Raw genomic sequence first — 26,005 nt, 5'->3', positions numbered from 1 at the left:
CCGCTTCCGCCAGCTCTTGATGGCAACGATGCCTGCCTCAGTGGCTGGCGGGCGGCGCCACCAGCAGAAATTGCCGCCAGAGCTTACCCAGCCGGCGCAGGCCGTTCGGCCTGCTGCCTGCCAGATACCCTCTGGCGAAACCGGCGCCATGCGCCAGTTCCGGCCGGCGCGTCGCCAGTTGTCGCAGCAAGCCGTCGGCCACCGTCATGTCATTGATCCAGCCCAATTCGTCCTGCAGCGCCGACAACGCGGCAAGACAGGGCCGCACGCGCCGTGGATGGCACAGCGACTGGAAAAACTCGGTCGCATAGCGCGCTTTCTTGGCGGCGATGCGCAGCCGGTGGCATTGGCGCGGGTCGGCCTTGCGCACCCGTTTGCCGCGCCGCCGCAGCCGCTTCTGGCTGCGCGCCAGCACCTGCCGCCCGTATCGCGCCAGTGGCGCCGCCAATGCCGCGGCCTGGCCCGGCGTCGGCGCGACGCACCAACCCGCGCCTTGCAGCCAGCCGCCCAGCATCAGCCACAGGCGCGCGTAGCGGATCGAATCGATTGCCGCTGCCGCCTGGCGCCGGCGCGCTCTGGCAACCTGCTGCGCGGCCCTCCGCAGCGGCTCCAGATCCGGCGCACCGGAAGCCGCGCCGATCACCTTGCCCAGTGTCTCCGCGGCCAGCACTTCCCAATCGCGCGCCGCCCCCAGTGCGGTCGCCAGCCATTCGATCTCCGCCTGCAAGGCCGGCGGACAAGGCCTGAGCGACTCGAATAGTTCCAGCGCACAGCGCAGGCGGCGCAGGCCCACCCGCATCTGATGCACGCACTCCGGATCGCTGCCCTGCATGACACCGGCTTCGTTGGCTTGGATCTGCTGTAGGCAGTCGCCGGCTATCGCTTGCCAACCCTGCTCGACGCTCAAGCCCGGCGCCAGTTTCAGCGGCGTCGCCGGCACCGCCGCCAACGGTTGCGGGGCGCTCAGCGCATAGCCACGCTCGGCCTTGCTGAGGCTACCCGCGCGCAGCGGCAGGTCCTGCTGCAGCGCGAGCGCGAAATCGAATAGCGAACTGGTCTGACCCGACTTCAGTTCCAACTCGATTTCGCAGATCGGCAGGCGCATGCCAGGGTGCCGCAACTCGCCCTGGTCCAGCGCCAACTCGACCTCATCTCCTTGCTCCAGGCGCAGTTGCCAGGTGGTGCGCGTGACGTGGCTGGAGAACATCGGCCGCAGGCGTTGCGCCAGTGCCGGATCGGACAGGATGGGGGCCCACTCCGAGTCCGGCCCCACCAGTTGCAACAAGGCCGCAAGCTCGGGCTGCCTGCCGGCAATTGCGGATTCCCACTCGTCGCGCCGGTGCAGCCCGGCTTGCGCCGTGCCGCCGCCTTTCAGGGTCTGGACCCAGCGTCGCGCCACGCGTCGCACGCGCAGCGCGCCGGCGCGGCGTTTGAAGGTCAGCTCCGGGGTGTCGAAATACACGCTGACCAGCCTCTGCCGCAACGGCGCAGCGCTCGCATATCGCCTGAGCAGCGGATGCCGGCGCAAGGCGGCGACGTCGTCCGAATCGATCGACAGTTTCAATTCGGTTTCCATTGCCAGGGTTCGGAAAATTGATTGCCGGCAAAACCGCCGGCCGGCCGCCGCGCTCACATCTGCCAGCGCAGCCATGTAAACAACACGTTGCCATTGCCGACGCCACCGGGAATGTAGGTGGATTGGATTGCCAGGCGCCCGTATTCGAGCGAAACCAGCGGGAACAACACCGGAAATGGAATGTAGTGATATTCGGCGCGCGCGGTCACGCCCAGCGTGAAGCCGGCGCCCAGCCGCAGAGCGCCCGCCGGTCGCCAGATCTTCTGGAATGCGTAGCCGGCGGTCGGCTCGACGTCATTGTGCGATTCGAGAAAGGCCATGGCATACAGCGCGTGCCAGTCGCCATCAGCATCATAGCGATACTCGCCGATCCCCAATCCCCACGGGTCTTCATTGAAGGAAGCAATTTTTTGCGGACTGTAGCGCGAACGGTTGTGCCACATGTTGATCGGCACATACAGTTCATACTGGTTCGAGCGCCAAGTGTCGCCCAGGGTCTTTTGAAACTGCTCCCAATGAGAGGCGAGCGCCGTCGTTGTCGCATTTGTGGCGCCATCGGCAGCATCGCCGGCATGGCAAGCCAGCGGCGCCAAAGCGGCGACGCACAGCACCAGCCGGCAGCAGAGCGAGGACAGAAGCATGGCTTCGATGTTTCGGGTGCAGTTAAGACGCCTCCAACATATTCCATGGTGGCTTCAGGCAATTTGATTATCGACAAGCGCGGGGAACCGAAGTTACGCCGGACTTCGGCAGCAGTGCGAGAACAGCCATCGGCGGCACCAGCGCGGAAGTTGGTTGCGTGATGCCGATCTGCCCGATCTCGACGGTGCGCCGCGCCAATGCCGTCAATTGCCCGAATCTTGCGCCAGCGATCGTTGCCGATATCCAAGCTGCTGCGCCACGAAGCCGTCGAACGCACGCAACAAGCTTGGGTATTTATCGCCTGTGCCCTCGATTCGCATCAGGACATGACAGGTGGCTTCCAGCGTCGAAAGCTGGTCGCGCCGATGCGCTTGCCGGATGCGATAGCGCGATGCCGGCGCATCGCTAAGCGACAGTCGTGGCAGTTGCTGCAGCAGCGGATTCCGCAACAGCATTTTCCGGCTCTTGCGCCAGGTACCGTCCAGTACGATCAGGCGCAGGCGCTGCGGCTCATGCAATATGGATGAATCCAGCGGCGGCGGCGGAGGCATCCCGGGGCTGTCCGGATACAGCAGGACCGCAGCGCGATGAGCCGGCGGCGGCGTGCTCCGCTGCAGCGCCGGCGTCCAAGGCTGATGCAACAGCGCCTGCAATTCCTGCTCCGCAAACGTTTCCCCGACCTGCAACCGACTGTGGCGCAGGCTCAGGTGCAGCAGGCGGGCGCTGCCTTTGGCATGGTTCAGCTCCAGCGGATGCTGCAGAATCAGCACTTCGACCTGGTTCTGGATCGCTGTGCTCCACTGGCAAATGCAGGCAGATTGCGGGCGCTGGCAACGCACGCAAACGAGGCGTTTCGGAATTGAAGCGAATGGCATGGGCCGATTGTATTACCGGCGCCGCTAGCCTGGTGGCGCCTTGCCACTCCTGGCGTCGGCCAGCAGCGTAAAGATATCCATCGGCACCGGAAACACGATGGTCGAGCTTTTGTCGCCGGCGATCGCGGTCAGCGTCTGCAGGTAGCGCAACTGCATCGCCTGCGGCTGCTGCGCCAGCATCTGCGCCGCCTGCAGCAGCTTTTCCGAGGCCTGCAGCTCGCCCTCGGCATGGATCACCTTGGCGCGCCGTTCGCGCTCGGCCTCGGCCTGGCGCGCGATGGCGCGGATCATGGTTTCGTTGATGTCGACGTGCTTGATTTCGACCGTCGAAACCTTGATACCCCAGGCGTCGGTCTGGCTGTCGAGCACGCGCTGGATGTCGAGGTTGAGCCGTTCGCGCTCGGCCAGCAATTCGTCCAGCTCGTGCTTACCGAGCACCGCGCGCAGCGTGGTCTGCGCCAGCTGGCTGGTGGCTTCCAGAAACTGCGCCACCTGGATCACCGATTTTTCCGGGTCGATGACGCGGAAATACACCACCGCGTTGACCTTGACCGAGACGTTGTCGCGCGTGATGACATCTTGCGGCGGCACGTCGAACACGATGATGCGCAGATCGACCTTGACCATCTGCTGCACCAGCGGAATCAGCAGAAAGAAGCCGGGGCCCTTGACGCCGGAAAAGCGGCCCAGCGTAAACACCACGCCGCGCTCGTACTCGCGCAGGATGCGCACCGCCATCATCAGCAACAGTAGCACCAGCAGCAACAGGACGCCGCCGAATCCGAGGCCTGCTCCCATGACTATTCTCCTTGCCTGGTTTGACTTCTCTCGTCGGCCGCGACCACCGACAGCACCAGCCCGTCGCGCGCCACCACCCGCACCCGCTGGCCGCGCCGCAGCGGCGCCGCGCTACGGATCGCCCACTGCTCGCCCTGCACGCGGGCCCAGCCCTGGCCGCCCTGCGGCAGATCGGCCAGCACCTCGCCCAGGCTGCCGGACAGGGTTTCCTGACCGCTCACCACGGGCCGTCGGCGCGCCTTCAGGGCCACGCCGGCGACCACGAAAATGAAGCTGGCGGAAAACACGCTGACCGCCGCCACCAGGCCCAGCGGCACGCCATAGGCGGGCGACTCGGTATCAATCAGCATCAGCGCGCCAACCGCGAAGGCGATCATGCCGCCCACCGCCAGCACGCCGAAGCTGACCAGGAACACTTCCGCCACCATGAACGACAGGCCGAGCAGGATCAGCGCCAGGCCGGCGTAATTGACCGGCAGCATGTGCAGCGCGAACATCCCGAGCAAAAGGCAGATGGCGCCGACCACGCCCGGCAGCACGAAACCGGGACTGGCGAATTCGAAGAACAGGCCGTACACGCCGGCCATCAGCAACAGCAAGGCGATGCCGGGATCGGTGATCACGGCCAGCAGGTGCGCCTTCCAGTCGGGCTCGACGCGGATCACGGCCGCATCCCGCGTGTGTAGCAGGTGCTCGCCGCTGGCGGTGCGCAGGTGGCGGCCGTCGAGCGCCGCCAGCAGTGCCGGCACGTCGGCCGCGGTGAGGTCGATCACGCGCTGTGTTAGCGCCTCATCGGCCGACAGGCTGACCGCTTCCCGCACCGCGCGCTCGGCCCATTCGGCGTTGCGCCCGCGCAGTTGCGCCAGGCCGCGGATGTAGGCGGCGGCGTCATGCACCTGCTTGCGCTCCAGCGCACCCGGCTGAGCAGCGGGCGCGCTCTTGCCGCCTGCGGCCGCATCCGGCGCCGGCTTCCCGCTTTCGTCCGGCGCGCCGCCCAGGCCGATCTGCACCGGAGTGGCGGCGCCCAGATTGGTGCCGGGCGCCATGGCGGCGATGTGGCTGGCGTACAGGATGTAGGTGCCGGCGGAAGCGGCGCGGGCGCCGCTGGGCGAGACAAAGGCGGCGACCGGCACCGGCGAGGCGAGGATCGCCTGGATGATGTCGCGCATCGACAAATCCAGGCCGCCGGGCGTATCCATCTGCAGCACCAGCAGTTGCGCGCCGTCATGGGCGGCGCGGGCGATGCCGCGCGTGACAAAATCGGCGCTGGCCGGGCCGATGGCGCCGACCAGCGGTAGCACCAGCACCGGCGGCGGCGCCGGGCCGACTACAGCACTGGCTCCCGGCAGAAACAAGCCGCAGCAGGCCAGCAGTACGGTAGGGAACAGCTTGCGCACGTTCGCACCCGGATCGATCAGGTGCCTTGATTATTGCAGAAATCCGGCAACGCGGCGGCCGGCGCCGGGATCAGGCGATGTGGAAGATCGAGTCGTAGCCGTCCTGCGCGCTGTGCGCATCTTGCAGCTCGTCCACCAACTCCAGATCGGCCAGTTCCTCCACCGCATTGGTGTAACTGGCCAGCCGGTCGGCGCCGATGATGCGGTAGATTTCGCCGGCTTCGTTGCGAATGCCGATGATCAGCGCTTCCTGCCGCACCTCGGCAACGCTCGCGTGGTCCAATAGCAGGTTGCCGATGATGGTGGAATCGATTTTGGCGATCTGGACGCGCTCGATCAGTGCTGTTTTCAAGGTACTTTCCGGTAATAGGGTTGGGTCATGATTGGCGGCGCTCAATATAACCGCAAATGCCTTTCTGCGCCTTGCCGCGAATCAATTCCGGCTTGCCGCAGATTGGCGCTGCCAGCGCCGGATTGTATGTTCCAATAGCGGCCTGCCCGGCGCTTGGCGCCGCCCATTCTTCCTTTCGATTGCCGATTTCCATGATTGTTCAGCCACCGGTTGTTTCCGCCCCGCATGCCAAAGGGGGCGCGATACCTGAGCCAAGCGCGCCGCCGCTGCTCCACTGGAGCGAAGACGATCAGCCGCGCTCGGCGCGCTGGCGCTCGGAAAGCGGGCTGGCGCCGCCGAAACGGGTGATCCTGGCCGACGACACGCTGAGCGCCGATAGCGCCTACCGGCTGGCCTGCGAGGGCACCGGCTTGCTGTGGCGCGGCGACTTCCAGAATGCGCGGCAATTGCTGGCGGCGCTGGCGCGGCGCATCGATCGCCCGCACAAGAAAAGCAGGAAAGGGCCGGCGACGCCGCCAACGCCGGCCACCGCCTTCCATTTGCACCGGCAGGCGCAGGCGCAGCGGGCGCGCGTGTTGGCGATGCTGCTGCTGCCGTTCGACGCCGACTACCGGATTCCGCTGCGCCGCGCGCCGGACGTGAAACTAGCCTGCAACGAAGCCTGGGGTGCCGGCCGCGAACCGTTCGTGGCCTCGCTGCGCGAGTTGCAAGGCGTGATCGGCGCGCACGAGTGGCGCAAGAACGGGGTCGAGATTCCGGCCCTGGGCGCGCGCATCCACCCGCATTACGGCGTGTTTTCGCCGCTGCGCGGCGAATATGTCGATTTGGTGGCAGCCGCGCCGCTGCCCGCCACCACGCTGGCGTTCGACATCGGTACCGGCAGCGGCGTGCTGGCGGCGCTGTTGGTGCGACGCGGCGTTTCGCGCGTGGTGGCGACCGAACTGGAGCCGCGCGCGCTGTCCTGCGCACGCGAGAATTTCGCCTGGCTGGACGTCGCCGGGCAGGTCGAGCTGGTCGAAGCCGATTTGTTTCCGTCCGGACAGGCGCCGCTGGTGGTGTGCAATCCGCCCTGGCTGCCGGCGCGCCCCAGTTCGACCATCGAGCACGCCATTTATGACCCCGACAGCCGCATGCTGCGCGGCTTCCTGGCAGGCCTCGGCGCGCACCTGACTGCGGGCGGTGAAGGCTGGCTGCTGCTGTCGGATCTGGCCGAGCATCTGGGTTTGCGCTCGCGCGCCGAACTGCTGGAGTGGATCGCCGCCGCCGGCCTCCAGGTGCTGGGCCGCAGCGAAATCAAGCCGCAACACCCGAAAACCGCCGATGCCAACGATCCGCTGCATACGGCGCGCGCGGCCGAAGTGACCTCGCTGTGGCGCCTCACCGTCCGCACCTGATCCAAGAGTATGCTGAAAATAGCTCCATTTTTTGCCCGGTATTGACCAGGCATTAATGGAGTATATGAATCTGCCGCAGTCCTAGCGCTGTACCACCAGGGGCCGCGCGGCGCCGGCATCCTGCACCTGCTGCGCCGCGCCGGCGGCATCGTTGCGGCTGGCGAACGGACCGCTATGGACCCGGAACAGCGTGCCGTATTGCACCACTTCCAACGGCGGCAGCGCGGCTGACCAGGTTTGCGCCAGCCGCGCGCGCAGCGCTTCAGCGTTGGCCGCCTGCGAATAGGCGCCCAGTTGCAGATAGAAGCCGCCGCCGGCCGCGGCCGGCGCGATCGAGGTGGCGACGCGCGTCGGCACTTCCGCCGCCGGCTGCGCCGCGCCGGCTTCCGCCTGCAGCAGCGTGTCGATCGACACTGGCGCGACCGCGCTGGCCGTCGCCGCCGACGCAGTCTCCGGATTCTGCGGATTCTGCTTGTTGGCGGCGATGCGCAGGATTTCGTCCGGCAGCAGCCGCTCGACTTCGAGCTCGGTGCTGCCGTGCGTCAGGTAGCCGAGTTTCAGCGCCGCGGTATACGACAGGTCGATGATGCGGTCGGAACGAAACGGCCCGCGATCATTCACTCGCACGATTACCTGGGTGCCGGTGGCGAGGTTGGTCACCCGCACATACGACGGCAGCGGCAGGGTCGGATGGGCAGCGGTCATCTGGTACATGTCGTACAGCTCGCCGGATGAAGTCTTCTGGCCATGGAATTTCTTGCCGTACCAGCTACCGATGCCGCGCTGCTTCAGCGGCCGCTCGTCGGTGATCGGGGTGTAGGTCTTGCCGAACACCACATACGGCCGCAGTGTCGCTTTGGCATAGGGCTCGATCTTCGGTTCGGCATCGGGTATGGACAGCAAATCCTCCGGCGGCGCGTCGCCCGGGCCGTCGTCCAAGTAATAGCCGCCGCGCCCGGAACCGGCCGGCGGCAGCACCGGCAGCTTGCGCGCGGTAGCCGGCTGCGCCTGGGTCGGCCTCGCCACCGGCGCCTGTGGCGCAGGCTGTTGCGGCACGCTGCCGCAGGCGGCCAGGATCAAGGCCGGCACGACTGCCGCCAGCCGGAGCAGCAGGCGGTCTCTCTGCGGATGCAGGCTTGGTGGCATCGAAAGGCTCCTTAAGTCTGAATCAGTTTTCGATGGCGCTGGATGCTCATCAGGATACCGACGCCCAGGCCGAGCGTCACCAGCGCCGTACCGCCGTAGCTCATGAACGGCAGCGGCACCCCGACCACCGGCAGAATACCACTCACCATGCCCATGTTGACGAAGGCATAGGTGAAGAAGATCAGCGTGATGGCGCCGGCCAAGAGGCGCGTAAAAAAGCTTGGCGCATTGGCGGCGATGATCAGGCCGCGCCCGATCAGCAGCAGATATAGCAGCAACAGCACGCCGTTGCCGATCAGGCCGAATTCCTCCGAATACACGGCGAAGATGAAATCGGTGGTACGCTCGGGAATGAAGGCCAGGTGCGATTGCGTACCGTTTAACCAACCCTTGCCGGAAATCCCGCCGGAACCGATGGCGATGGTCGACTGGATGATGTGAAAACCCTTGCCGAGCGGGTCGGCGGTGGGGTCGATCAGCGTCATCACGCGCGAACGCTGGTAATCGTGCAGCATCGACCACACCACCGGCAGGCTGGCGGCCACCGCCAGCACCAGCCCGGCCAGCACCTTCCAGGACAGCCCGGCCAGGAAAATCACGTAGAACCCCGCCGCCAGCACCAGCAGCGCGGTACCGAGATCCGGCTGCTTGGCGATCAGGCCGACCGGCACCAGCAGCAGCAGCGCCGCCAGCAGGTATTCGCGCCAGCCGATCTGGCCTTCGCGCTTCTGGAAGAACCAGGCCAGCATCAACGGCATCGCGATCTTCATGACTTCCGACGGCTGCACGATGATGCCCACGTCGAGCCAGCGGCGCGCGCCCTTCTTGACCAGCCCGAACAGCGCCACCGCAATCAGGAGCGCCACGCCGAAGGTATACACCGGCAGCGCGAAGCGCATCAGTGTTTGCGGTGGCACGTTGGCGGCGGCCCACATGACGACGAAGGCAATCAGGATGTTACGCAACTGGTCCTCGACCCGGCCCGGCACGTCGATCCCGGCCGAATACAACGTGACCAGGGCCACCGACAGCAGCAGGAACACGATCAGCGCCAGCGGGCCGTCAAACACCGTGAAATACGGCTTGGCGACTTCCCAGAAGGTACGCCGGTCCTTCAGCCCCATGACTGGACTCCGGCACCGAGCAGCGGCATGGCGGCAAATGGGCGTTGCGCAAGAATGGGCACGTCAATCCTCGTGAATGTGGGTGCCGGCAGTGGCGGCAACGGCCTTGGCCAACGGTGCTGGCGCCGGCGTCGCGTCCTGCGCTCCCGGCTTTTTGCCAAGCAGGAAATAGTCGAGCGCGGCGCGCACGATCGGCGCCGCCGCTTGCGCGCCGAAACCGCCGTTCTCGACGATGATGGCGAGCGCGATGCGCGGCTGCTCGGCCGGCGCGAACGCGGTGTACAGCGCGTGGTCGTGGTGCCGAGCGTCGATCTTGCTGGCATCGTATTTCTCGTTTTTCTTGATCGCGATCACCTGCGCGGTGCCGGTCTTGCCGGCCGACTCATAGCCGGCGCCGGCGAATACCCGGCGCGAAGTGCCTTCCAGCGTGACGCCGACCATCGCCTGCTTGATGACGTCGATATTTTTTTTCTGCAGCGGGATGCGGTAGCTTTCCTTCGGCACCGTCAGCGTGCGCTCATGGCTGTCCGGGTCTTCGACCGCCTTCACCAGGTGCGGTTTCATCACCACGCCGTTGTTCGCCAGGATCGCGGTCGCGTGCGCCAGTTGCAGCGGCGTGAAGGCGTTGTAGCCCTGGCCGATGCCAAGCGAAATGGTCTCGCCGGCAAACCATTTCTTTTGCTCCGGCTTCTTGTAGGCCGCTCTCTTCCAGGCGGTCGACGGCAACAGGCCAGCGCGCTCATGCTCGAGGTCGATCCCGGTCAACTGGCCGAAGCCGAACGGTTTCATGAAGTCATGGATCGCATCCACCCCCATGTCGTTGGCCAGCAGGTAGTAGTAGGTATCGCACGACTGCACGATCGACTTGTACATGTCGACCATGCCGTGGCCGCCTTCGTTGTCATCGCGGAACTTGTGGTTGCCGAGCCAGAAATAGCCGGGGTCGGCGATCGCGTCCTGCGGCTTGCGCTTGCCCAGCTCCAGCGCCGCCAGCGCCATGAACGGCTTGTAGGTCGAGCCGGGCGGATAGGCACCCGACAGCGGCCGGTTCACCAGCGGCTTGTCGGGGGAACTGTTCAATTCGTCCCAGCTTTGCTGGTCGATGCCGTCGATGAACAGGTTGGGGTCGAAGCCGGGGCGCGAGACGTAGGCCAGGATGTCGCCGGTCGCCGGCTCGATCGCCACCAGCGCGCCGCGTCGCTCGCCGAAGGCCTGTTCCACCACTTTCTGCAGTTCGATGTCGATCGACAGGATCAGGTTGTGGCCAGGGGTGGCCGGCGTACGCGACAGAGAGCGCACCGCGCGGCCGCTGGCCGAGACTTCGACCTCTTCGTAGCCGGTGGTGCCATGCAGGTATTTTTCGTAGCTTTTTTCGACCCCTTCCTTGCCGATGTGATTGCTGCCGGCATAGTTGGCGCCGTCCTCGCTTTGCTCGATCAGATCGGCGTCGCGGGCGTTGATGCGGCCAATGTAGCCGATCACGTGCGACGCCACATCGCCCAGCGGATACTGACGGAACAAGCGCGCCTCGACCTCGACTCCGGGAAAGCGGTAGCGTTGCACCGAGAAACGCGCCACTTCCTCGTCGGAAAGACGGGTGCGGATCGGCACGCTTTCGAACTTGCGCGAATCCTCCAGCAGACGGCGGAACTGCTTGCGGTCGCGCGGCGTGATCTCGACCAGCGTGGACAGGTCGTCGATCACGTCCTCCAGCTTGCCATCGATCTTGGAGGGTGTGATTTCCAGCGTGTAGGCGGAATAATTGCGCGCCAGGATGACGCCGTTGCGGTCGAAAATCAGTCCACGGTTGGGCACTACCGGCACCACCGAGATGCGGTTGTCCTCGGCCTGCGCCGCGTACTGGTCGTGGCGCGCCACTTGCAGCCAGACAAAGCGCGCGGCCAGCACGGCGAAACACAGCAGCACGAACAGCGCCACCGCCGACAGCCGCAACCGGAACAGGTACAGCTCGCGCTCGGCATTCTTGAATTCAGTCATGCGTGGCGGTCTTTCGTGTTTTTCCGGCGCGCCGCGCCTAGCGCGGCCGCCGCTTCAAAGCGGACGGTTGTCATCGCGGTTGACGGCGCGCCGCTGCGGCGCCAGCAACAACCAGGTCGCCAGTGGCCAGAGCGCCACCGAAATCAGGCTTTCGGTGAAATACAGCCAGCCCGGAAAACTGCCGCCCGCCATCAGGCGAATCAGCAACTGCACCAGTTGCGTCAGCAGCAGCAGGGGCAGCACGTGCAGCGCCTGGGTCCCCATCGAAAACCACAGCACGCGGCGATGGATCATGATCGCAAAATACGACAGCAGCGTGTAGGCCAGCGCATTCTCGCCCAGCAGGCTGGCATCATGCACATCCATCATCAGCCCCATGAAAAAGGCGATGCCGATGCCGACCTTGCGCGGCTGGTGAATGTTCCAGAACACCAGGATCAGCGCGAGGAAATCCGGCACCCCGCTCCAGCGCCCCCAAGGCAGCAGGTTGAGCAGGAAGGCGATGATCAGGCTGGCTGCGATGAACAGCCCGGAAGCCGGCAGCAGGATGTATTGCGGGCGATTCATCGGGCGATCTCCCCGGCCGGGGCCGCCTTTTTCGGCGGCGCCTGGATTTTTTGCGGCTCCTGCTTGGCTCGTTGGCGCGCGGCGCGGGATCCGGGCTGCTTTCGTGCGTCCTGTTGCTCCACCTCGATCGGCGGCAGCGGCTTGGCGGCAGTCAGCAGCACCAGCAACTGGCGATGGCGGCCAAGCCCGGCCAGCGGCTCACACACGATATGGGCAAAGGCATCGGTCACCTTGTTTTCAACCTGGGTCACGCGCGCTACCGCCAGCCCCGCCGGATAGACGCCGTCGATGCCGGAAGTGACCAGCACGTCGCCGTTGCGGATGTCGCCGTTGGCCACCATGAAACGCAGTTCCAGCAGGCCCGACTGGCCGCGCCCGTAGACCACGCTGCGCAAACCGTTGCGCAGCACCTGCACCGGAATCGCCTGGTCCTTGTCGGTCAAGAGGCTGACCTCGGCGGCAAAAGGAAATACGCGCGTCACCTGGCCAACCACACCGGTATCGTCGATCACCGGCTGGCCGGCGGCGACGCCATCGCGGCTGCCGCGATCGAGTACGATCTTGCGCGTAAATGGATCGCGGGTGTCATACAGGATTTCGCTAGCGACCGATTGCACCGCGAGCTGGTCGCGGATTGCCAGCAACTTGCGCAACTGCTGGTTCTCCGTCGCCAGAAATTGCGCCTGCTGCAAGGTGCGCGCATTGTCGGCGTGCTGGCGCCGAAAGCTCTGGTTTTCCTGCTCCAGGCGCGTTTGGGAAGTGAAGTAATCGCCGATCCGATACAGCGCATCGCGCGGCATCAGCGCGGCAGCCTGCAACGGATAGAGCGCGGCACCCACCAGTTGGCGCAGCATCGCCAGCGACTGCGTGCGGGCATCCGTCACCAGCAATGCGACCGCGATGAGGGCGAAAAAGACCACTTTCGCACGAGCCGAAGCGCCCTGCTTGAAAAGTGGCGGTGGGCTACTGAGTTCCATTTATCGTCTTGCAAACCCCGGCGAGTACGACGGCACCGGCGCCCCGGCGCCGGCTTGGTTGCGGGTCAGGCTGAAAGGTTGGTGCCGATGCTGCCGAACGTGCCGCGCACAGCATCGCGGCGCTTATTCGTAGGAGAAGATCGAACCGAGTTTGTCCATGCGTTCCAGCGCCATACCGGAACCGCGCACCACGCAAGTCAGCGGGTCCTCGGCGACGATCACCGGCAGGCCGGTTTCTTCCATCAGCAAGCGGTCAAGATCGCGCAGCAGGGCGCCGCCGCCGGTCAGCATCATGCCTTTTTCGGCGATGTCGGCGCCCAGTTCGGGCGGCGTCTGTTCCAGTGCGTTCTTGACGGCGGAAACGATGCCGTTCAACGGTTCGGTCAGCGCCTCCAGAATTTCATTGCTGGAGATGGTGAACGAGCGCGGGATGCCCTCCGACAGGTTGCGTCCCTTGACTTCCATTTCCTTGACTTCCGAACCGGGGAAGGCGGAGCCGATTTCCTTCTTGATCGCCTCGGCGGTCTGCTCGCCGATCAGCATGCCGTAATTGCGGCGGATATAGTTGACGATCGCTTCGTCGAAGCGGTCGCCGCCGACCCGGATTGAACCCTTGTACACCATGCCGCCGAGCGAAATGATGCCGACTTCGGTGGTGCCGCCGCCGATGTCGACCACCATCGAGCCGGTGGCGTCCGCCACTGGCAGGCCGGCGCCGATCGCGGCCGCCATCGGTTCCTCGATCAGGAATACCTGCGAGGCGCCGGCGCCCAGCGCCGATTCGCGGATCGCGCGCCGTTCGACCTGGGTCGAGCCGCACGGCACGCAGATGATGATGCGCGGCGACGGCCGAAACAGCTTGGAATCGTGCACCATGCGGATGAACTGCTTCAACATCTGCTCGGTGACGGTGAAGTCGGCGATCACGCCGTCCTTCATGGGCCGGATCGCCTCGATGTTGCCGGGCACCTTGCCCAGCATCTGCTTGGCTTCCTTGCCGACCGCCATGATGGTTTTCTTGCCATTCGGCCCGCCCTGCTCGCGGATCGCCACTACCGACGGCTCGTCCAGCACGATGCCCGAGGTACGCACATAAATCAGCGTATTGGCCGTCCCCAGATCGATCGCCAGGTCATTTGAAAAATAACTGCGTAAAAATCCGAACATGTGTCAATTTCCATTTCATTGTGGGGCGAAACTCAGCCCGGCGGAACTCGCTCCGCAAGAAATCCGGTTACTGCGAAATAAGGCCCGGCGCCCAGACACCCGTCCCGGCAAGCCTCGGCCCCAAGGTTGCCGGCGCCACGCACGGTCGGTTGCGGCCCGCGATTCCATGCCGGCCCGGCGCCCGTCGAGTATTAGCCCCGCATTCTACCTTATAATTTGTACGTGCCCGATCGGACATTTCCTCTAAAACTCAGCGTCAATTGCCGGTTTTGACAAGTTTTTGCCGGCATTAAGGCGCCATTCGAACCATCTGAACTTCTCGCCGACGCAAGCCATTTGCGCACCCGACCATGTCACTCGATCTGTCCGATGTCAAACGCCTCGCCATCCTCGCCCAACTCGAATTGAGCGAGGCCCAGGCCGCCGCCACCCTCTCCAAGCTGAATGACATCTTTGCACTGGTGGAGCAGATGAAAACCGTCGATACCAGCGGCATCGAACCGCTGGCGCACCCGATTGCCGCGTTCCAGCCAGGGCTGTCGCTGCGCCTGCGCGAAGATGAAGTCACCGAGCCCAACCGGCGTGACGATTACCAGCGCAATGCGCCTGCCGTCCAGGACGGCCTGTTCCTGGTCCCCAAGGTCATCGAATGATGTCGGATTCGCAATAATCGTCGCTCAATGTCCGGTCGGCCGAGTTTGCGCCGGGCACCCACACCACGCTGAATCGAACATGATGCATACCAAAACCATCCGGCAGCTATCGGATTTGCTGCAGACCCGACAAATTTCCGCAGTCGAGCTGGCCAGACTGTTCCTCGGCCGCATAGCCGACAGCAGCCTGAATGCGTTTTTGCATATCGACCCCGAGCTCACTCTGCAGCAGGCGGCCGCAGCCGACCAGTTGCTGGCGCAAAAACAGGCAACGCCGCTGACCGGAATTCCGATCGCGCACAAGGACCTGTTCGTCACGCGCAACTGGCGCACCACGGCCGGCTCCAAGATGCTGGAAAACTATGTCAGCCCGTTCGATGCCACGGTGGTCGAGCGCTGCCAGCAAGCCGGGATGGTAACCTTGGGCAAGCTGAACTGCGACGAATTCGCGATGGGCTCGACCAACGAGAATTCGTTTTTCGGCGCCGTCAGGAATCCATGGGACACCACGGCGATCCCGGGCGGATCTTCCGGCGGCTCGGCGGCGGCGGTGGCGGCGCGCCTGACGCCGGCCGCGACCGGCACCGATACCGGCGGCTCGATCCGGCAGCCGGCCGCGCATTGCGGCGTGACCGGCATCAAGCCGACCTACGGCAGCGTCTCGCGCTACGGCATGATCGCCTTCGCGTCCTCGCTCGACCAGGGCGGGCCGATCGCGCGGAGCGCCGAGGATTGCGCGCTGTTGCTGAATGCGCTGGTCGGCTTCGATGCGCGCGATTCGACCAGCGTCGCGCGCCGTGCCGATGGCGCCGCCGAAGATTTCACGGGCGCGCTGAACGACGATCTGCGCGGCCTGAAGATCGGCGTGCCGCGCGAGTATTTCGGCGATGGCCTGGCACCCGAAGTCGAGCAGGCAGTGCGCGCGGCGCTCTCCGAATACGAAAAACTGGGGGCGACGCTGGTCGACATTTCGCTGCCGAATACCGCGCTGTCGATCCCGGCCTATTACGTGATCGCGCCGGCCGAAGCATCTTCCAACCTGTCGCGTTTCGACGGCGTGCGCTACGGCCATCGCGCCAGCCAGTATCACGACCTGGCCGACATGTATCAGAAGACCCGCGCCGAAGGCTTTGGCGACGAAGTCAAGCGCCGCATCCTGGTCGGCGCCTACGTGCTGTCGCACGGCTATTACGACGCCTATTACCTGCAGGCGCAGCGCATCCGGCGCCTGATCGCGCAGGATTTCCAGAACGCGTTCCGGCAATGCGATGTCATCATGGGGCCGGTGGCGCCGACCGTGGCCTGGGATCTCGGCGCCAAGGCGGACGATCCGGTGGCGATGTATCTGGCCGATATCTACACCTTGTCGACCAGCCTGGCGGGCCTGCCCGGCATGTCGGTTCCGTGCGGCTTCGGCCAGGATGAAAAAACCCGGGGGCGTCCGGTCGGCCTGCAAATCATCGGCAATTATTTTGCCGAGGCAAAATTACTGAACATCGCGCACCGCTATCAGGGCGCCACCGACTGGCACCTGCGGCAACCGGAAACAGCATGAAACCTGGTCGCCAGTTTGCCATCCTGCTGCATGCCGCGCTGCTGCTGGCACTGACGGCCTGGGCCGCGCCGAGTTGGGCGCAACGGCTGGATACGCGCTTTTCCTGCAGCGCGACGCGCGACGAAGATGGCGAGCGCGTGATCTACAGCGACAACGGCGAGTTCCACCTGGACGGCGACCGGATCGAGTCCTTTCGCTGGGAATCGGCGCTGCATCGCCCAACCCACGGCTTCGATTGCAGCATCGACGACGGCGACGGCTTGCAGGCGGAACTGATGCAGGGACTTGACCACGACGCCTGGCGCATCCGCCTGCGCGACGCCCGCGCCGCGCGCGACGCCCGCGGCTACAACTTCGATCGCGGCCTGAATTGCAGCATCCGGCTCGAGCGCCACGGCGACACCCTCGCCGTGAAGCCGAGCTGCCCGGCGCTGTGCGGGTCGCGCGCCAATTTCACGCAACTGTCGGTCGATCTGAAAACCGGCAAGTGCCATTACGTTGAATAAAACAGCAAGCGGGGAAATCATGCAGTGGGAAGTCGTCATCGGTCTGGAAACGCACGCGCAGCTCACGACCCAATCCAAGATCTTCAGCGGCGCCCCGACCCGGTTCGGCGCCGAGCCGAATACGCAAGCCTGCCCGGTCGACCTGGCCCTGCCGGGCGTGCTGCCGGTGCTGAACCGCGGCGCGGTCGAGCGCGCGATCCAGTTCGGGCTGGCGATCGGGGCAACGATTGCACCGCGCTCGGTGTTCGCGCGCAAGAATTATTTCTATCCCGACCTGCCCAAGGGCTACCAGATCAGCCAGTTCGAAATTCCGGTGGTGCAGGGCGGCAGCCTCTCGTTCATGCTGGAACAGGACGGCCAGCCGAGCCTGAAAACGGTGGCACTGACGCGCGCGCATCTGGAAGAAGACGCCGGCAAGTCGCTGCACGAGGATTACCACGGCATGAGCGGCATCGACTTGAACCGCGCCGGCACGCCGCTCTTGGAAATCGTCACCGAGCCCGACATGCGCAGCGCCGCGGAAGCGGTGGCCTACGCCAAGGCGCTGCATGCGCTGGTGACCTGGCTCGGCATCTGCGACGGCAACATGCAGGAAGGCTCGTTCCGCTGCGACGCCAACGTCTCGGTGCGCCCGCTCGGGCAAAAGGAATTCGGCACCCGCTGCGAGATCAAGAACCTGAACTCGTTCCGCTTCATGGAAGACGCGATCAACTATGAAGTGCGGCGCCAGATCGAACTGATCGAGGACGGCGGCCGCGTGGTGCAGGCAACCCGCCTGTACGATCCGGACAGGAAGGAAACGCGCGCCATGCGCAGCAAGGAAGATGCGCAGGATTACCGCTATTTTCCCGATCCCGACCTGCCGCCCTTGGTGATCGAGCCGGAGTGGATCGAACGCGTGCGCGCGACGATGCCGGAGTTGCCGGGCGCGATGCGCGAACGCTTCGTGCGCGATTATGGTTTGCCGGAATACGATGCGGCGGTGCTGACGCAGTCGAAGGCGATGGCGAATTATTTCGAGGCGGTGCTCGCCAAGGCCGGCCGCGAACAGGCCAAGACCGCCGCCAACTGGCTGATGGGCGATGTCTCGTCCACGCTGAACCGCGCGGGCGTCGAGATCGCTGCGGCGCCGGTCACCGCGCAACAACTGGCACTGCTGCTGCAACGCATCGCCGACGGCACGATCTCGAACAAGATCGCCAAGGAAGTGTTCGGCGCGATGTGGGAAGCGCAGTCGGCGGCGCCGACGCTGGCCGACGACATCATCGAAGCCAAGGGCTTGAAACAGATTTCGGATACCGGCGCACTGGAAAAAATCGTCGACGAAGTGCTGGCGGCGAATGCGAAGTCGGTCGAGGAATTCCGCGCCGGCAAGGAAAAGGCCTTCAATGCGCTGATCGGACAGGCAATGAAGGCGACCAGGGGCAAGGCCAATCCGGCGCAACTGACCGAGCTGCTAAAGCAAAAGCTGGCCGGCTGAGCCGGCGCCCCACCGATGACCCGCATCAACGCCGATCTGCTGCCGGCGGTACTGACCGACCAGCATCTGTTCGCCGAGTACCGCGAGATGCGTCGGATACCGAAGAACCTGCTGAAATCCCTGGCGGGGAAGTCGCACGACGAGTTGATCGGCCAGATCCCGACCGACTTTCGGCTGGGGGCCGGCCACGTCAAGTTTTTCTATGACAAGGGGCATTTCCTGATCGCGCGCTACGCCTTGCTGCGCCGGGAGCTGGTGCAACGGAACTACCAATTGACCGACGACGGCGTCTTCGACAATCTGGGCGTCTATCAGCAACACCCTGCCTTCCTGGGCAGCAGGCGCTATTCGTTTACGCCCGAATCCAGGAGCTTGATCGTCGAACGCATCATGGAGCGCATCCGCGACAAACCGCATATCTATACGCTCAAGAAATCACCAATCGAAATCGAGCGCTACTACGCGTTGCTCCAATCCAGCCTGGGCGCCTGAGCCGCCACCCCTTCGTCACATCCGCCTCCATACTCCCGCAAGGTCGAATGGAGTATGCACAAAAAAACAAGAATTTACGGGCGGAATTTGCCTCACAAGCATGGAGTATTCATCCGATGGGCGACTCACTCGCAGAGTTGTGCCGGCGTCCGTTCGCGATAGGCGAGGATGTAGTCGTCGAAACTGCTGCCGCGATCGGCCTGTTCCATGCGCGCCTGCTCGGCCAGCGAGGCGCGCCCCAGTTCGCTGAAATAGGCATCATCCTCGGCGCTAGGCGGGCGGGCGCGGAAATCGGCCGCGTGCGCCAGGCTTTGTGTCAGCGCAAAGGCAGGGAACGAGCCGCCGTTCGCGCGCAGCGCCGCCAGCACCTGCGCCGACGGCGTCAATTCGGGATCTTCCAGCTTGGCGGCCTGCGCCTGCAGGGCCTGCGCGTGCACCGCGCCGTCGCGCTGGGCATCCAGCACTGCGGCCGCGGCACCGATCCGCTCCAGTAATTCCAGTCCCCACGCGCGCAGCCCGACGGCGGCGCCGTTTCGTTGCAGGCGCAGCCCGGGCGCGCGGCCGCGCTTGACGACCGCCGCGAAATTCGCGGCATTTTCCCGGTTTTCCGCCTGGTCGGTCGGGGCGCTGTGATCGAGCGCGCAAAACAGCAGGAAGGCATCCAGGAAGCGCGATGCTTGCAGGCCGATGCCGAGCGGCTGGAACGGATCGACGTCGAGGCAGCGCACTTCGATGTATTGCACGCCGCGTGCGCACAGCGCTTCCAGCGGCCGCTCGCCGCTACGGATCACGCGCTTGGGCCGGATCGTCGCATAGAACTCGTTTTCAATCTGCAGCAGATTGGTATTCAACTGCACCCATTGGCCGTCGCGCCGCATGCCGATTTTTTCGTAAGGCGGATACGGCTGTCGCACCGCGCGCGCCAGCCCGGCCATGTAGTCGTGCAGTGTGTTGTAGGGCGGCATCAAACCGGCTTGCGCATTGTTCTTGTAGCCGAGGTCGCTCATGCGCAGGCTGGTGGCATGCGGCAGGTACAGGGTATCGGCCGCCAACGGCTGCAACTCATGTGGACGGCCGCGCAGGAAACCGGCTTCCATCGCCGGCGAGGCGCCGAACAGGTACATCAGGAGCCAACTGTAGCGATGGAAGTTGCGGATCAGCGCAATGTAGCTTTCCGATTGGTAATCGAGCGCAGTCATGGCGGCCGGCGCCGCTTCGGCCTCCTGCAGCACGCGCCACAGCGCTTCGGCCAGCGAAAAATTGTAGTGGATGCCGGCGATGCACTGCATGCTCTTGCCGTAACGCAGCGCCAATCCGCGCCGGTACACATGCTTCAGCATGCCGATGTGCGAACTGCCATACCAGGCGATCGGAATCTCCGCCTCGGCCGGTAGGGCGCCCGGCATCGACTGGCTCCACAGCAATTCATCGCCCAGCTTGGTATAGGCATAGCGGTGAATTGCGTCGAGCCGCTCCAGCGCGATGCCGATGTCGGGTTCGGCCGGAGTGATGAATTCCAGCAGCGATTCGGAATAGTCGGTGGTGATCTGCACATGCGTCAGCGCGGCGCCGAGCGCGCGTGGATGCGGCGTCAGCGCCAGATGGCCGTGCCGATCGACGCGCAGCGTTTCGCGCTCGATGCCCCGCAAACCTTGCATCAGCAACGGTCGATGGGCGGCGGAGGACAGCAGTGCGAGGCGGCGGGCGAGCAGATCGCTCATGAAGATCCTTGTTTCGTATAGGCAGCGCCGCGGGAGTACGCGACAAATTTTATGCAAGGATAAACGAAAAGTGCGAATCGAACCGGGCGCCGGCGGCGTGCTTGGGCGACAAGCGGTACTATTCCTACCTGACGGCAACCTCGCCCGGGTCGCCGAACCAAACAGAACGCGGCCCGCTCATCCGACTCCGATTGCCACCCGTCGCCATGGAATTTGCCTTGCACAGTCTGCGTTGGCCCGCTCGCGTTGGCGGTGCGCCCCACCCCGCCGCCAAGGGCTGATCTTGCCCGCCCTCAGTTCCCGCGCGATCGGCCTGCTGTGCCTGCTGGTGACTTCGGTCGGCTGGGGCTTCAACTGGCCGGTCATGAAATTCCTGCTGACGCAATGGCCGCCGCTGTTCGCGCGCGGCAGCGCCGGCCTGGTCGCGGCGCTGGCGCTAGCGCTGCTGGCATGGCGGCGCGGCGAACGGTTGACGGTGCCGCGCGCGCAGTACGGCCGGCTGCTGGCGGCCGCCTTCATCAATGTGTTTGCCTGGATGGGATTTTCGACGCTGGCGCTGCAATGGCTGGCGGCCGGCCAGGCGGCTTTGCTGGTGTATACGATGCCGATCTGGGCCACGCTGCTGGCATGGCCGCTGCTGGGCCAGCGGCCACGGGCGCGCAACATCGGCGGGCTGGTGTTGGCGCTGGCCGGCTTGCTGCTGCTGTTTGGCGGCTCCGGCGCGGGCTTGGCCGGGGGCCAGTGGCCGGGTGTGCTGTTTGCACTGGGCGCGGCGCTGCTGTTCGCGCTCGGCACCGTCACCTTGGGCGCGCTGGCCTTGCCGCCATTGACCGCCGTGGTCTGGCAACTGGTGCTGGGCTGCACGCCGATGCTGGTGTACGGGGTTTTGTGCGAGCAGCCGCGGCTGGCAGCGCTGACGCCCACCGGCTGGGCCCTGATGGCATATGTGACGGCGGTGCCGATGGCACTGTGTTACCTGACCTGGTTCGCAGCGCTGCGCCGCCTGCCGCCGGCCACCGCCTCGATCGCGACGCTGGCCACGCCGGTGATCGGCGTGCTGGCCGCCGCCGCGGCGCTGGGTGAGCCGCTGACGGCGAAAGAGCTGCTGGCCATGGGCCTGACCATCGGCGGCCTGGCGCTGGTACTCAGGCGCGGCTGAGGCGGCCGCCTATTCCCCCGGCACCGGCACGTGGCCGCGCAACAGGGCCGCGAATTCATCGCCCGGAATCGGCCGGCTGAAGTAATAACCCTGCATTTCGTCGCAGGCATGGGCGCGCAGGAAGGCTTCCTGCTCCTGCGTTTCAACCCCTTCCGCTACCACCGTTAGCGACAGCGTCTTGCCCATGGCGATGATCGCTTCGGTAATCGCCTTGTCTTCGGTGTTGGTGGCCAGATCGCGGATGAAGGAGCGATCCACCTTCAGCGTATCGATCGGAAAATTCTTCAGCTGGCCGAGCGACGAGTAGCCGGTGCCAAAATCGTCAATCGCCAGCCGCACGCCCAGTTGCTTGATGGCTGAGAGCAGCTTGATGGCCTGCGCCGGATTCTGGATCACCATGCCTTCGGTGATTTCCAGCTCCAGCAGGCTCGGCTCCATGCCGGTTTCAGCCAGGATTTCGGCCAGGTCGCACAGCAATTCCTCGTCGCTGAACTGGCGCACCGACAGGTTGACCGCCATGCAGATCGGCGGCAAGCCCTGCTTTTGCCAGGCGACGTTCTGCAGGCAGGCGGTGCGCAGCACCCATTTGCCGATCGGGACGATCAGGCCGGTTTCCTCGGCGGCCGGGATGAACTGCGCCGGCGACACCGAGCCCAGCTCCGGATTGTCCCAACGCAGCAGCGCCTCGACCCCGGTAATCGTGCCCTTTTGCAGGTCGCGCTTGGCCTGGTAATGCAGGGCCAGTTCGCCCCGGGCCATCGCATGCCGCAGGTTGTTTTCCAGCGTCAGCCGTTCCAGCGTCTGCGACGTGATGTTGCTCGAATAGAACTGGAAATTATTCTTGCCTTCGCTCTTGGCGAAATACATCGCGATGTCGGCGTTCTTCATCAGCGCCTGCTCATCCTCGCCGTCGCCCGGATAAAGCGCGATGCCGATGCTGGCGGTGACCCGGCATTCGCGTTCCAGCAGCATCACCGGCTTGATCGCCGCCGACAACAGCTTGCGGGCAACCGTGGCGGCCTGTTCGGTGCCGTCCAGTTCCTGGATCAGCACGACGAATTCATCGCCACCGAGGCGGGCCACGACATCGCTGGCGCGCAGCGCCTTCTTGAAGCGGCGGGTGATTTCCTGCAGCAACTGGTCGCCGGCGACGTGGCCCAGCGTGTCGTTGATGAACTTGAAGCGATCCAGATCGATGAACAACACCGCGCACTGGCGTTCGTAGCGCTGCGCGCTCGACAAAGCGTGGTTCAGCATCTGATTGAACATCGCACGATTCGGCAGCCCGGTCAGGCTGTCGTGCGTGGCCAGGTGCTGGATGCGCGCCTCGGCGATTTTCTGGTCGGTGATTTCGCGCGAGACGCCGCGATAGCCGAGGAAGCGGCTGTCGCCGTCGAACACCGGCTCGCCGGACACGCTGATGTAATACGGCGTGTCGTCGGCCAGTTGGCGAAACATGATGGCGTCGCGGAACGGCTGGTGCGCCAGCAACTGCAACCGGTGCTCATCCCAGCCGCCGGGCGCATGCATCTCCAGCTCGGTTTCCCACGGCCGCTTGCCGATGAAGGTCTTTTGCACCGCATCGCTGGTGGTATACCGGCTTTCCATCCGTGTGTAGCGCAATTCGGCGTCCTGCTCCCAGTACCAGTCGGACGACAGGTTGGTCAGCGCGCGGAAACGCGCTTCGCTCTCGCGCAAGGCCTGTTCGATCTGGCGCCGTTCGGTGACGTCGCGCAGGATGCCGGCAAAACCAATCGGGTGGCCGGCGGCGTCGCGCACCAGTTGCACCGAGCCCTCGCCGACCACCAGATGGCCATTCTTGTGCAGCATCTCCCATTCAAAGCTGGGAGTTGCAATCCCCGTGCGATAGACGGCGTTAAAATTTTCGAACACGCGAGTGGCGGTTTCGGGTGGCTGGATTTCGCGATAGTTCTTGCCCGCCATCTCGCTCTCGGAATAGCCGGTCAGGCGGCAAAAAGCGCCGTTGCACTGGACGATGTTGCCCTTCAGGTCAACTTCGTAATAGGCGTCTTCGATGGTTTCCAGAATCCTGCGGTATTTGGCCTCGGCCAGGCGCTGCTCCTGCGCGGCCTGCCTGCGCTCGTCTTCCCGCGCAAAGCTCTGCAGCGCAAAGGCGACATTGCGTGCCAGCCGTTCGATCAGGCCCAGCGTTTCTTCTTCGAAGGCGTTTTTCTCGACCGAATAAAACAGCAGTACGCCCAGCACCTGCTGCTCGCGCAGCAGCGGCACGGCGGCGCCCGACTGCACGCCCTGGCTGACGGCCACTTCACGCCATGGCGCGGTGCGCGGATCATTCAGGAAATCGTTGCTGAAACAGGGGCGCCGGCCGCGGAATGCGTTGCCGACCAGCCCCTGGCCGTGCGGTGTATCGTCCACCACCGAAATCGCGATGCCGCCCCCTAGTTGCCGCGATTGCGCGCCGGCGGTGGCAACGATCTGGATGCGGCCGGTATCGGGGTCTGGAATTGCCACCGCCATCACCAGGAACTTGCCGCTCTCGACCGCGGCTTCACATACTTTCTGGTACAACTCGTCAGCGTTGGTGGCGCGCAGCAGGGCCTCGTTGGTAGCGCTCAGAACCGCGTAAATCGCTGCCAAATGTCCCCGTGCCGCACCGTCCTGCGGCAGTTTCATGCTTGCCATGGTTATTTTTCCGATCGGTTGCAGGCGCCCAGTGAAGACCAGGCCAGCGCCCGCCGATGCGGTGGCGCCGGACTTCAGTCTAGCCTGTCAGTTACCGGTAGGCAACCGTTCGCTTGGCTAGCTTCCCGCCGCCCCGCTACCGATTCCATAACGTTGGCGATAAGCGGCCACCGCCGCCTGATATTGCGCCAGTTGTGAGCCGGCGCCGGCAGCGGCGATATATTCCAGCAAATCGTCCAGGTTGGCGATGGCAATCACCGGCATCCCATACAGCGCACTGACTTCCTGCACCGCCGAGCCGGCTGACAGCGCGCCGTCGCGCCCGGAGCGCTCCATGCGGTCGAGTGCGATCAACACTGCGCACGGCGTGGCGCCAGCGGCGCGGATGATCTCGACCGATTCGCGCACCGAGGTGCCGGCCGAGATCACGTCGTCGACGATCACCACCCGGCCGGTCAGCGGCGCGCCGACCACGCTGCCGCCCTCGCCGTGGTCCTTGGCCTCCTTGCGGTTGAAAGCGAACGGCACGTTGCGCCCCTGCTGCGCCAGCGCCACCGCGGTGGCCGAGGCCAGCGTGATGCCCTTGTAGGCGGGACCGAACAGCATGTCGAACTGCAGTCCGGAAGCGGCCAGCGTGCGCGCATAGAAATCCGCCAGCCGCCCCAGCGAGGCGCCGTCGTTGAACAGGCCGGCGTTGAAGAAATAGGGCGAATTGCGGCCGGCCTTGGTCACGAATTCGCCGAAGCGCAACACGCCGGCGGCGACGGAAAAGGCGATGAATTGTTGGCGTAGGTTGCTCAAGTTCGACCTCGATGGTGGTTGCACAGACAGGAATGCGCCAGGCTGGCGCCGGCGCGGCAGCGCTATTTTATGGCTTCCGCAACACGCGGGCGCAATCGGGTATCCTAGCCGGCCTGACTTTTACCTTGCGACACCGATGAAAATCATTTCCGCCAACCTGAACGGTATCCGCTCCGCTGCCAAAAAGGGTTTCTTCGAGTGGCTGCCGGCGCAGAATGCCGACGTCGTCTGCGTGCAGGAACTGAAAGCGCAGGCTACCGACATGGCGCCGCAATTCCTGGCGCCGGCCGGCTACCACGGCTATTTCCACTACGCCGAAAAGAAGGGCTATTCCGGCGTCGGCCTCTATAGCCGCACGCCGGCCAGGAACGTGATCATCGGTTTCGGCAATCCGGAATTCGACGCCGAGGGCCGCTACGTCGAATGCGACTTCGGCGCGCTGACGGTGATTTCGCTGTACTGCCCATCCGGCTCCTCCAGCCCGGAACGGCAGGAAGCCAAATTCCGTTTCATGGAAATTTTCCTGCCGCACCTGCTGGCGCTGAAAAACAGCGGCCGCGAGATCGTCATCTGCGGCGACTGGAACATCGCGCACCAGCAGATCGACCTCAAGAACTGGAAGAGCAACCAGAAAAATTCCGGCTTCCTGCCGGAAGAGCGCGCCTGGCTGTCGCGCGTGTTCGACGAGGTCGGGCTGGTCGACGTCTATCGCACGCTGTATCCGGATGCCACCGGCGAGGCCTACACCTGGTGGAGCAACCGCGGCCAGGCCTGGGCCAAGAACGTCGGCTGGCGCATCGATTATCAGATCGCCACTCCCGGAATTGCGCAATCCGCCTCCCAGGCTGGCGTCTACAAGGAAACGCGCTTTTCCGACCATGCGCCGCTGACGGTGGACTACGACAACAGCCGCTAGCCGTTTCGGGCCAAGCCGGCCGCCGCGCCATGCAATAGAATGCCG

The 26,005-nt window shown here is 64.8% G+C and carries 24 protein-coding genes; 8 read left to right on the top strand and 16 right to left on the bottom strand.

All coding sequences use genetic code 11. From position 1 onward, the window contains the following. Nucleotides 1–37: 37 nt before the first annotated feature. From ACK2VC_RS10680 to ACK2VC_RS10650, 7 genes are all read right to left on the bottom strand, one after another. A complete protein-coding gene (locus ACK2VC_RS10680) occupies nucleotides 38–1,576 on the bottom strand; it encodes a CYTH and CHAD domain-containing protein (protein ID WP_486730329.1) in 1,539 nt (512 codons plus the stop codon). Between the two features lie 53 nt (nucleotides 1,577–1,629). Next, a complete protein-coding gene (gene pagP, locus ACK2VC_RS10675) occupies nucleotides 1,630–2,217 on the bottom strand; it encodes a lipid IV(A) palmitoyltransferase PagP (RefSeq protein ID WP_486730328.1) in 588 nt (195 codons plus the stop codon). 204 nt (nucleotides 2,218–2,421) lie between these two features. After that, nucleotides 2,422–3,093, bottom strand: coding sequence for a tRNA-uridine aminocarboxypropyltransferase (locus tag ACK2VC_RS10670; RefSeq protein WP_486730326.1), 672 nt, complete (start codon nucleotides 3,091–3,093; stop codon nucleotides 2,422–2,424). 24 nt (nucleotides 3,094–3,117) lie between these two features. Then, the gene (locus ACK2VC_RS10665; protein WP_486730325.1) at nucleotides 3,118–3,891 is read right to left on the bottom strand and encodes a slipin family protein; all 774 of its coding nucleotides are present in this window, start codon (nucleotides 3,889–3,891) and stop codon (nucleotides 3,118–3,120) included. Nucleotides 3,892–3,893: 2 nt separating this feature from the next. Then, nucleotides 3,894–5,288 carry an NfeD family protein gene (locus ACK2VC_RS10660; RefSeq protein WP_486730324.1) on the bottom strand — a complete coding sequence of 465 codons (1,395 nt, stop codon included), beginning with the start codon at nucleotides 5,286–5,288 and terminating at the stop codon, nucleotides 3,894–3,896. 70 nt (nucleotides 5,289–5,358) lie between these two features. After that, nucleotides 5,359–5,640 (bottom strand): hypothetical protein, encoded by a 282-nt coding sequence (locus tag ACK2VC_RS10655; RefSeq protein WP_486730323.1) that lies wholly within the window; start codon nucleotides 5,638–5,640, stop codon nucleotides 5,359–5,361. A 25-nt stretch (nucleotides 5,641–5,665) separates the two neighbouring features. Next, nucleotides 5,666–5,833 (bottom strand): hypothetical protein, encoded by a 168-nt coding sequence (locus tag ACK2VC_RS10650; RefSeq protein ID WP_486730322.1) that lies wholly within the window; start codon nucleotides 5,831–5,833, stop codon nucleotides 5,666–5,668. On the opposite strand from ACK2VC_RS10650, the gene ACK2VC_RS10645 reads away from it, so the two are divergent. Then, entirely contained in the window at nucleotides 5,832–7,034 is a 1,203-nt protein-coding gene (locus ACK2VC_RS10645; RefSeq protein WP_486730321.1) for a 50S ribosomal protein L11 methyltransferase, read from the top strand. The two genes, ACK2VC_RS10650 and ACK2VC_RS10645, sit on opposite strands and share 2 nt — an antisense overlap. 81 nt (nucleotides 7,035–7,115) lie before the next feature. On the opposite strand, the gene ACK2VC_RS10640 is transcribed toward ACK2VC_RS10645, so the two are convergent. The 6 genes from ACK2VC_RS10640 to ACK2VC_RS10615 all read right to left on the bottom strand — a co-directional run bounded on the left by ACK2VC_RS10640 (nucleotide 7,116) and on the right by ACK2VC_RS10615 (nucleotide 14,013). Continuing rightward, nucleotides 7,116–8,180, bottom strand: a complete 1,065-nt coding sequence (locus ACK2VC_RS10640; protein WP_486730320.1) for a septal ring lytic transglycosylase RlpA family protein — start codon at nucleotides 8,178–8,180, stop codon at nucleotides 7,116–7,118. Between the two features lie 11 nt (nucleotides 8,181–8,191). Beyond that, entirely contained in the window at nucleotides 8,192–9,304 is a 1,113-nt protein-coding gene (gene rodA / locus ACK2VC_RS10635) for a rod shape-determining protein RodA (RefSeq protein ID WP_486730319.1), read from the bottom strand. Nucleotides 9,305–9,367: 63 nt separating this feature from the next. Continuing rightward, nucleotides 9,368–11,302, bottom strand: a complete 1,935-nt coding sequence (mrdA, locus tag ACK2VC_RS10630) for a penicillin-binding protein 2 (RefSeq protein WP_486730318.1) — start codon at nucleotides 11,300–11,302, stop codon at nucleotides 9,368–9,370. A 54-nt stretch (nucleotides 11,303–11,356) separates the two neighbouring features. Then, nucleotides 11,357–11,869: a rod shape-determining protein MreD gene (mreD, locus tag ACK2VC_RS10625; RefSeq protein WP_486730317.1), complete on the bottom strand. Its 513-nt coding sequence runs from the start codon at nucleotides 11,867–11,869 to the stop codon at nucleotides 11,357–11,359. After that, nucleotides 11,866–12,846 (bottom strand): rod shape-determining protein MreC, encoded by a 981-nt coding sequence (gene mreC / locus ACK2VC_RS10620; RefSeq protein ID WP_486730316.1) that lies wholly within the window; start codon nucleotides 12,844–12,846, stop codon nucleotides 11,866–11,868. Before mreC ends, mreD begins: the two co-directional genes overlap by 4 nt. Nucleotides 12,847–12,969: 123 nt before the next feature. Beyond that, nucleotides 12,970–14,013 carry a rod shape-determining protein gene (locus tag ACK2VC_RS10615; RefSeq protein WP_486730315.1) on the bottom strand — a complete coding sequence of 348 codons (1,044 nt, stop codon included), beginning with the start codon at nucleotides 14,011–14,013 and terminating at the stop codon, nucleotides 12,970–12,972. A 350-nt stretch (nucleotides 14,014–14,363) separates the two neighbouring features. Here ACK2VC_RS10615 and gatC point away from each other — a divergent pair, with 350 nt between their 5' ends. The 5 genes from gatC to ACK2VC_RS10590 all read left to right on the top strand — a co-directional run bounded on the left by gatC (nucleotide 14,364) and on the right by ACK2VC_RS10590 (nucleotide 18,699). Further along, the gene (gene gatC / locus ACK2VC_RS10610; protein ID WP_486730314.1) at nucleotides 14,364–14,666 is read left to right on the top strand and encodes an Asp-tRNA(Asn)/Glu-tRNA(Gln) amidotransferase subunit GatC; all 303 of its coding nucleotides are present in this window, start codon (nucleotides 14,364–14,366) and stop codon (nucleotides 14,664–14,666) included. A gap of 82 nt (nucleotides 14,667–14,748) precedes the next feature. Then, nucleotides 14,749–16,221, top strand: coding sequence for an Asp-tRNA(Asn)/Glu-tRNA(Gln) amidotransferase subunit GatA (gene gatA / locus ACK2VC_RS10605; protein WP_486733218.1), 1,473 nt, complete (start codon nucleotides 14,749–14,751; stop codon nucleotides 16,219–16,221). Beyond that, complete coding sequence (locus tag ACK2VC_RS10600) at nucleotides 16,218–16,727, top strand: hypothetical protein (protein ID WP_486730313.1); 510 nt, start codon at nucleotides 16,218–16,220, stop codon at nucleotides 16,725–16,727. The genes gatA and ACK2VC_RS10600 overlap by 4 nt, the downstream gene beginning before the upstream one ends. 19 nt (nucleotides 16,728–16,746) lie before the next feature. Further along, a complete protein-coding gene (gene gatB / locus ACK2VC_RS10595; RefSeq protein WP_486730312.1) occupies nucleotides 16,747–18,207 on the top strand; it encodes an Asp-tRNA(Asn)/Glu-tRNA(Gln) amidotransferase subunit GatB in 1,461 nt (486 codons plus the stop codon). 15 nt (nucleotides 18,208–18,222) lie between these two features. After that, a complete protein-coding gene (locus tag ACK2VC_RS10590) occupies nucleotides 18,223–18,699 on the top strand; it encodes a pyrimidine dimer DNA glycosylase/endonuclease V (protein ID WP_486730311.1) in 477 nt (158 codons plus the stop codon). A gap of 125 nt (nucleotides 18,700–18,824) precedes the next feature. Here the strand turns inward: ACK2VC_RS10590 and gshA are convergent, their stop codons facing one another. Beyond that, nucleotides 18,825–20,420 (bottom strand): glutamate--cysteine ligase, encoded by a 1,596-nt coding sequence (gshA, locus tag ACK2VC_RS10585; protein WP_486730310.1) that lies wholly within the window; start codon nucleotides 20,418–20,420, stop codon nucleotides 18,825–18,827. 283 nt (nucleotides 20,421–20,703) lie between these two features. On the opposite strand from gshA, the gene ACK2VC_RS10580 reads away from it, so the two are divergent. Then, nucleotides 20,704–21,579, top strand: coding sequence for a DMT family transporter (locus tag ACK2VC_RS10580; protein WP_486730309.1), 876 nt, complete (start codon nucleotides 20,704–20,706; stop codon nucleotides 21,577–21,579). A 9-nt stretch (nucleotides 21,580–21,588) separates the two neighbouring features. Here the strand turns inward: ACK2VC_RS10580 and ACK2VC_RS10575 are convergent, their stop codons facing one another. Beyond that, nucleotides 21,589–24,243 (bottom strand): bifunctional diguanylate cyclase/phosphodiesterase, encoded by a 2,655-nt coding sequence (locus ACK2VC_RS10575; protein WP_486730308.1) that lies wholly within the window; start codon nucleotides 24,241–24,243, stop codon nucleotides 21,589–21,591. Nucleotides 24,244–24,360: 117 nt separating this feature from the next. Then, nucleotides 24,361–25,044, bottom strand: coding sequence for an orotate phosphoribosyltransferase (gene pyrE / locus ACK2VC_RS10570; protein ID WP_486730307.1), 684 nt, complete (start codon nucleotides 25,042–25,044; stop codon nucleotides 24,361–24,363). A 136-nt stretch (nucleotides 25,045–25,180) separates the two neighbouring features. Here pyrE and ACK2VC_RS10565 point away from each other — a divergent pair, with 136 nt between their 5' ends. Further along, nucleotides 25,181–25,960: an exodeoxyribonuclease III gene (locus tag ACK2VC_RS10565; RefSeq protein ID WP_486730306.1), complete on the top strand. Its 780-nt coding sequence runs from the start codon at nucleotides 25,181–25,183 to the stop codon at nucleotides 25,958–25,960. The last annotated feature ends 45 nt before the right edge of the window (nucleotides 25,961–26,005 follow it).

This window comes from Herbaspirillum sp. WTB6 (assembly GCF_057457785.1).
The sequence above is the reverse complement of the archived record's forward strand: the minus strand, read 5'-3'. Positions and strand labels throughout refer to the sequence as shown.